A 7,468-nucleotide genomic window follows, 5' to 3' on the forward strand; every position below is an offset into this window, starting at 1 on the left:
CAGGTGGTCAATTACCTAATTTTCAGGGAAAAAATCCCTAAATTTTCCCCCCAATCACTCCAATGGTAGGCACTTTTTCAGGGAAAAAAAGTCTAAAAGCCTTATCCAACAAGGTTTTTAGATTTATTCAGCAAACCCTAAAAGTCTTACCCAACAAGGTTTTTAGATTTATTCAGCAGACCCTATTTAGGGGTTGCTGGCTTATCACCTTGACATCAGGGCCGTAGAGATTTGTACTCAATTACTATCCTATCGCTAAATTCTGGGAAGAAATCAAAATCCCCCTAAATCCTTAACAAATTCCTAATCATCTCGTTTGGCATCATGATAAGCCGCCCCGAGGTATAATTCCCCTACTTTCGGGTTATTGAGTAAATCTTGACCCGATCCCTGAAAACGATCTTGACCACTTTCTAAAACATAACCTCGATCGGACATCATTAGGGCTTTTTTGGCATTCTGTTCCACTAAAATAATTGCAGTTCCCGTCTGATTAATCGCTTTTATCTGTTCAAAAACGCTGGTTACTAAGATAGGAGATAAAGCTGCCGAAGGTTCATCGAGAATTAATAAATCTGGTTGCAACATCAGCGCTCTTCCCATGGCTAACATCTGTCTTTCTCCTCCGGATAAAGTGCCAGCTTTCTGACGACGGCGCTCGTCCAAACGAGGAAACATGGCATAAATGCGCTCTTTTAGGGGTTTAATCGCTTTTTTACTGGTAAAAGCCCCCATTTCCAGATTTTCCTCGATGCTAAGGGATGGAAAAACATTAGCAATTTGGGGAACATAACCCATACCGAGGGGAACGATTTGATTAGATTTCCAACCAGTGATATTTTTTCCCTTAAAAGTGATAGTTCCAGCACTGGGTTTTAATAAACCAAAAATAGTCTTAGCGAGGGTGGATTTTCCCGCACCATTGGGACCGATAACCGTGACTAATTCCCCCGGTGCAATGCGAAAGTTAACCCCTTGCAATATGTATAAATCCTGCACATAACCAGCATAAACTTGTTCAACTTCTAAAAGATAATCCATGGTAAGGTAAAAAGGAGATAGGAGACAGTAATATGAATTATAAATTGGGAAGTGGGAAGCATTTTCAGTGAACAGTAATCAGTGAACTGAAAACTTACATCTGATAACTGATAACTGATAACTGATAAATTAGGGAGTTTTTTGTAAATCGGGACGTTCTTGTGGCAGAATTGCACCTTCGACGGGGCATACTTGTAGACAGATACCACAGTCGATACAAGTGGCAAAATCAATCCAATACCAATCGGTTCCTTTAACATTTTTACCCGGTCCCGGATGGATGCAAGCAACAGGACAAGCGGAAACGCAATCGGCAACCCCTTCACAAGTTCCAGTGACGATCGAATGTGGCACAGTGTTTTCTCCTCTAATTCTTAACATTACTTTACCACTTTTAGGCACTGCCGTGCCAAGATCGGATCATTGTTAGGAAACTTTCTCTTAATTCCCTAAAATATTGGGAGTTTTTTCTTGATCTTAGCAAGAAGTAAAATAGAAGTTTTCGCTAGGGTTTTTACTATTCCCTTACGGGAGGACAAATAGTTAATTTCTTCCCGTAATTCCTGATTATTTTTCTGGAGATAATTATGATTATTTTCTAATTCTTTTAGGGATATTTCCATCTCTTTTATAGTACGATAATCTTGCTGTTGTTTCAGATACATTATCTGTTGTGCTTCCTGTAATTTTCTTAACTCTAACCAGACTTGATTCTGACTTGATTCCTTAGTTTCACTGAGCGCATACTGGAAAAAATTAGTGATTTCTTCCGCTATTGTTTGATTAACTTCAAAAAACTCGATAATATCAATCTTTTCGGGGGTAATTTTGGGGTATAACTTTCTTAAATCTTGGGCGATATTAGAGGAAAAAGCGATGATTCTAGAAGCGGATAAAATTGCATAGTGTTTTTCTAAATCTACTGGTAAATTGCCGTTTTCTTCTGGGAACTCAGAAGCAAGCAAAAGTAGAGAAGGAGTGGTTAAGGGACTGGTATAAAAAGTGGAAATAAATAAATTTGCCTGTAGGCGATCGCAAATATCTTGGATTTTTCTGGCATCCTTTCCCGTACAATTATAATCGTAGGATTCCGCGGGCCAATATTTAAATTCTTCCCATCTTGGTGCGGTGTTATTTCTATCTAAAATAACAATGTGTTGACTAAATTCTAATTGACTCCAATGCTCTAGAATTGAAGACCAAATTCTGGCTAATTTTCGTTGCTTAAGTTGAAAGATCACGCCATCAATAACAATAATTGGGCATCTTTTCCGGGAGATAGCTTGAATTGTTTGTAATTTTTCTCGCTCATCTTCCTGTAAAATTATGCCTAAATCTTCCATCTTAACTGGATTGGGTTTAATTTCTATATCCTTAATGTCTGGGTGGGGAATTTTATAGATTTTACACACTTGATAATGTTCCTGTAATGCTTGACCATTACTGCCATGTTCTAAGCCTTGGAGATTTAAATAATATAACCCTAAAATCTCAGGAATTAAAGCCATTTTTTCGCCTTGAATGCCGATTCTTAACCAAAATTCATAATCACCAGCACAGCGAAAATTTTCCTGAAAATAACCATATTTATCGTGCAGCATTTTTCGCCACATTGGTTGAGAACCCACACAACAACCTTGACGCATCTGTTGATAGGAGTAATTTGGCCAATTCCAATGTTTTAAAGCTGGGGTGGTGGCAAAAGTATCATTTTTGAGGGTGGTAATTAATTGATCGGCATAAACCAAGCTAATCTCTCTATTGTTATCTAGATAATTAGCCATAATTTCCAGAGCATTAAAACAGCGACGATCATCAGTATTCCCATTGGTGATATAGGAACCCCTAGCTAGTTTAATAGCACGATTCCAAGCGCGGTAGAGGGTTTCTCGTTCTCTAGTTCTCTGGTAAATAATATTAGGATAATTTTCTTGAAACTCTTGGATAATCTCCCCTTCATTCTCCGGGGAAGCACTATCGATAATAATAAGTTCTACTTCTCCCTTTTCATAAAGAGTTTGAGTAACTAAATCCTCTAAACAACCCTGGATAAACTCCGCTGATTTATAGGTAGAAACAATTACGGAAACTTTGATCCTCTGCACGGGGATAGAGTTATTAAAACTAGGATTCATCGGCTTATCTGATCGCAATTCAAGACAGGGAAATTTTTTGATAATTTTGAAAAAGAAGATTTTAAGACTCTATATTTGATCGGGAGAATTGTCAAGATGTTATCGACTCTTATTGAAGATACCAGTTTATTTACCTTTGGCTTGTTACTTGACATAATAAAAAACTATAATGGGAAGGCTGTGGAAAATGAGCAACAATGACCGTATCTTCCTCCCTAGACTGGCTAACCCGTGGCACCAGTGACCTATTCCCCCATCAACCCGACTCCCAAGAGCCTAGGGAAAATTTAACCCAACTACTGCAAACCACCGATCGCCCTTTAAGAATTAAACTAGGTATTGACCCCACCGGCAGCGATATTCACCTAGGTCATAGTATCCCTTTTCGGAAACTGCGTGCTTTCCAGGATGCCGGTCATGTGGCAGTGGTGATTATTGGTGATTTTACCGCTAGAATCGGCGATCCGACCGGAAAATCGGAAGTTAGAAAACAATTAACCATCGAAGAAGTGAGAGCCAATGCCGAGAATTATCTGGCACAATTACGCCCAATTTTAGATTTTAACACCCCTAATCGCCTAGAAATTCGCTATAACTCGGAATGGTTGGGGAAATTAGACCTATCGCAAATTCTCGAACTTCTCTCCACCATGACCGTCGGGCAAATGTTGGCAAAAGAAGGCTTTTCCGAACGCTACGACCGGGAAAACCCGATTTTTCTCCATGAATTTCTCTATCCCTTAATGCAGGGTTATGATTCCGTCGCTGTCGAGGCCGATGTCGAATTGGGAGGAACTGATCAAAAATTTAATATTGCCGTCGGTCGTGATTTGCAGAAATATTTCGGTAAAAAACCGCAATTCGGGCTACTTTTACCGATTTTAATCGGAACCGATGGCAGTCAAAAAATGTCCAAATCCCTGAATAATTATGTGGGATTGCGGGAATCGGCCCTGTCCATGTACTCGAAACTGGAAAAAACCCCCGACGCTTTGTTAAAAGATTATTACGAACTATTGACAAATTTGCCCTTAGATGCTATGGCGAGCAATCCGCGAGAGGCACAAAAACAACTGGCGATCGAGGTAGTTGCCCAGTTTCACGGAGAAGAGGAGGCATTAAAGGCACAAAAAACAGCGCAGGAGATAGTTCTACAGGGAAATACGGCAGCTGCGGCCTCTGTACCCGAATTTTCCCTAGCAGCGGTCACTTTTCCCCTGAAATTATTCTATCTTCTTGCGGCCACCGGCTTATGTAAAAGTAGCGGCGAAGGGAGAAGACAGATTCAGGGGGGTGCAGTCAGAATCGATAGTGAGAAAATCACCGATGTGGACAAAAGTTTTGAGACAGCCGAAGCTTTAACGGGAAAAGTCCTACAGGTGGGCAAAAATAAATTTATTCGCTTTGTAGCTTAAATAAGCGAAAAAGTCCCTATTCGGCGGCTTTTTCCACGATTTCTAACTCAAAATCTCGAAAATGGGCTTTAAACTTTTTACTGAACTCGACGAGGACGGGTAGATTGGCGCTAACTGGTCTGCCACGCCATTCGGTGACAAACGCTTTCACCTGTCCCTCTAGTCCTTTCACGTCAAAAGGATTCGATTTGTGTTCAGGATGGTGATAAACCACCACGGACTCAATTACACGAACTTGATCGCCAACTTTCATAAACTCTCTAGCGAAGACAAACGCCTATTGTATCTTTGAAAACAATCTTATCATTCTACGCCGTATCAGGGAACGGGGAACTGAAAACTCTTAAGATTGAAACCTAGAGCCTGAGCTTTGACGATACTTTTGTTCGTAAGCAGCAATACTGGGAGCAACCTAAGCGTCACCTGTTGTGCAAGGCTGACGGCTAAAACACTGATAACTAGGGCTTGCTGAAAAAATCTAAAAACTTTGTTGGATAAGGCTTTTAGAGTTTTTGTCAATCAAAAAGTACCAGGCATGGGAGTGATCAGGGGGAAAATTGAGGTACTTTTTCTCTGAAAATTAGGTAACTGACTACCTCAAAGTCGGTAAAACCCCACACCCCACACCCCACACCCCACACCCTGCCCCCACGAAAAACTTTTTCAGCCAACCCTAACTACTTAATGATTTGATAGCATGGGGGAAAACCTATAGAGGGTTAAGCGGTATGAGTGACTATAAAGATTCTTCTTCCATGCGCTATTTCCTGGCGGGATTAAAACCCTTTGCCCAACCTTTATTTTGGCTACCGTTAGGAATATTTTCCTTGGCTCTAATTGGTTTGTGGGTATATCAACAGAATCCTGAATGGTTGGGTTCGGTATTAGATACCCCAGGAATGTCCTTGGAGGAGCGGGAAATCCGGGCTAACCAGATTACCGATACTCCTCTCCCCAGTACTGTACCATTGCCAGCCATTCCTGCCCATAATAATACCGCTCGCCTGAACAAACCGGCCTCGACGCAGCCTTTTAATCCTCTAAATACTAATCCCGATAAGAACCAGAAACCCTCCTTATTTGCGCCGTTAATGCCGCAGACTAAGCAAAATCAGGCACCGAAGGCTAGTAAAAGTCTGCAACCGATTCAACTGCGACCGATTAGTGGCGACAGTAGCAATTATCCTTTACAAAGGGAAATCGAAAATCGCTCGCGGACTGCTAACTTGAATAATTCTCCTAATCTCAACCCCGGGGGCAGCCCGAATCAAGTTAACCCCCAGGGAAATTATTCCCCTGAACAACAAAATGTTCAACCCCTACCCTCCTGGAATAATGCCAACCCTAACCCCGTCTCCGGCTCTAGCAACCAATCCAACTATTATCAACCCCCTGTATATCAACCCCCCGTCTACGGCAGTCAACCGAACGTCACTGGTTATCCTAATCAGGGAATGCCACCTAACAATAATGGCACCCCCAATCAAGTCCCACCTCAAAGTATTAACCGAGGTTTCACCATCCAACAACCTATTAATACCAGGTCTTCTGGTTACTAGAGGAACTTAGATAGGGTTTGCTGAATAAATCTAAAAACCTTGTTGGATAATATTTTTAGACTTTTTTGAAATCAAAAAGTACCAGCGATTGGAGTGATTGGGGGGAAAATCCCTGGACTTTTTCCCTGAAAATTAGGTAATTGACCGCCTGAAAATGGGTAAAACCCTACACCCCACACCCCACACCCTACCCCCACCAACAAACTTTTTGCCGCAAACCCTAGATAGGAGCTTGCAGGAAGTCTAATAAAATCGGATTAACTATTTCTGGAGCTTCATCCTGGGGACAGTGGCCTAAACCAGCTAAGGGGATAAACTGTTTTACTGTCGGGAATCGTGCTAATTCTTGGCCCAAGGACAAGGGTTCCCAGGGATCTTCGCTACCCCAAAGCAGAATAGCCCGACAGGGGAGAATCGGCAGTAGGTCTTCTGGCAGCGGGCCGCCGGAATAAGCGGTAAAAGCGAGGAAAACCTTGAACGCTCCTGGATCTCGGGCGGGTTTTAGGATTATTTCTACTAATTCCTCCGTTACTGCTTCCGAGCGCCGATAAGCTTGCAGGAGAATTTTACGCACTGTCTGGGGTTTAGCAATCTGTTGGAAGAAAAAAGCCCCAATTGCTTTATTTTTGAGAATTATTTGGGCAAAATCTGCGCCTAAACGACGATACCAGGGTAATTCCCCCCGTTTTCTTTCGTGCAGTAGTCTGAGGGAACAATTAATCGCCGCTACCCCAAGGACAAAATCGGGATAATCGACGGCAGCCTGCATAATGGCCACGCAACCGATGGAATTACCCGCCAAAAAAGCAGGCCCCCCCACCACTTCCCGACAAAAATCGGCAATTTGCGCCCCCCAAGTCTCGAAAGTATAATCGATCTCGTTTTTTGGTTCGGGTTTGTCGGAACCGCCAAAACCAATTAAATCTAGGGCAAAACAGCGACATTTTTCGCCTAAAACGGGGATATTTTTCCGCCAATGTCCCCAAGATGCCCCAAATCCATGCACAAGCACGATCGCCGGTCCCGTCTCCCCCGCACTCTGATAGGTGATTTTGAATCCCCGCCAATGCCAAATTTTTGCTTGTGTCTCTAATCCTAGAATTTGCTGCATATTTTTGTTTATCTGTAAAGTATTTGTTGCTTTTCTTAATATATACTGTCAGGTTAAGTAGGGTCTGCTGAATAAATCTAAAAACCTTGTTGGATAAGACTTTTGGACTTTTTTCCCCTCAAAAAGTGCCAGCCATTGCGGGGATCGGGGGGAAAATTCCTGGACTTTTTCCCTGAAAATTAGGTAGTTGACCACCTGAAAATCGAT

Annotated in this window: 7 protein-coding genes; 2 read left to right on the forward strand and 5 right to left on the reverse strand. The window is 42.1% G+C overall.

The window, feature by feature from the left end:
- Window positions 1-303: 303 nt before the first annotated feature.
- From O9332_RS07820 to O9332_RS07830, 3 genes are all read right to left on the reverse strand, one after another.
- On the reverse strand, window positions 304-1,041 hold the full coding sequence (locus tag O9332_RS07820; protein WP_288024738.1) for an ABC transporter ATP-binding protein: 738 nt from the start codon (window positions 1,039-1,041) through the stop codon (window positions 304-306).
- A 129-nt stretch (window positions 1,042-1,170) separates the two neighbouring features.
- Window positions 1,171-1,395 carry a ferredoxin family protein gene (locus tag O9332_RS07825; RefSeq protein WP_041804484.1) on the reverse strand — a complete coding sequence of 75 codons (225 nt, stop codon included), beginning with the start codon at window positions 1,393-1,395 and terminating at the stop codon, window positions 1,171-1,173.
- A gap of 95 nt (window positions 1,396-1,490) precedes the next feature.
- The gene (locus O9332_RS07830) at window positions 1,491-3,176 is read right to left on the reverse strand and encodes a glycosyltransferase (RefSeq protein WP_002762909.1); all 1,686 of its coding nucleotides are present in this window, start codon (window positions 3,174-3,176) and stop codon (window positions 1,491-1,493) included.
- 197 nt (window positions 3,177-3,373) lie between these two features.
- On the opposite strand from O9332_RS07830, the gene tyrS reads away from it, so the two are divergent.
- On the forward strand, window positions 3,374-4,591 hold the full coding sequence (tyrS, locus tag O9332_RS07835) for a tyrosine--tRNA ligase (protein ID WP_288024742.1): 1,218 nt from the start codon (window positions 3,374-3,376) through the stop codon (window positions 4,589-4,591).
- Window positions 4,592-4,607: 16 nt separating this feature from the next.
- Here the strand turns inward: tyrS and O9332_RS07840 are convergent, their stop codons facing one another.
- Window positions 4,608-4,844: a ferredoxin-thioredoxin reductase variable chain gene (locus tag O9332_RS07840; RefSeq protein ID WP_002762902.1), complete on the reverse strand. Its 237-nt coding sequence runs from the start codon at window positions 4,842-4,844 to the stop codon at window positions 4,608-4,610.
- Between the two features lie 475 nt (window positions 4,845-5,319).
- On the opposite strand from O9332_RS07840, the gene O9332_RS07845 reads away from it, so the two are divergent.
- Entirely contained in the window at window positions 5,320-6,150 is an 831-nt protein-coding gene (locus O9332_RS07845; protein WP_002762900.1) for a hypothetical protein, read from the forward strand.
- Between the two features lie 220 nt (window positions 6,151-6,370).
- On the opposite strand, the gene O9332_RS07850 is transcribed toward O9332_RS07845, so the two are convergent.
- Entirely contained in the window at window positions 6,371-7,261 is an 891-nt protein-coding gene (locus O9332_RS07850) for an alpha/beta fold hydrolase (RefSeq protein WP_002762898.1), read from the reverse strand.
- Window positions 7,262-7,468: the final 207 nt, after the last annotated feature.

This window comes from Microcystis sp. LE19-10.1B (assembly GCF_027530565.1).
GTDB classification, from domain to species: domain Bacteria; phylum Cyanobacteriota; class Cyanobacteriia; order Cyanobacteriales; family Microcystaceae; genus Microcystis; species Microcystis aeruginosa.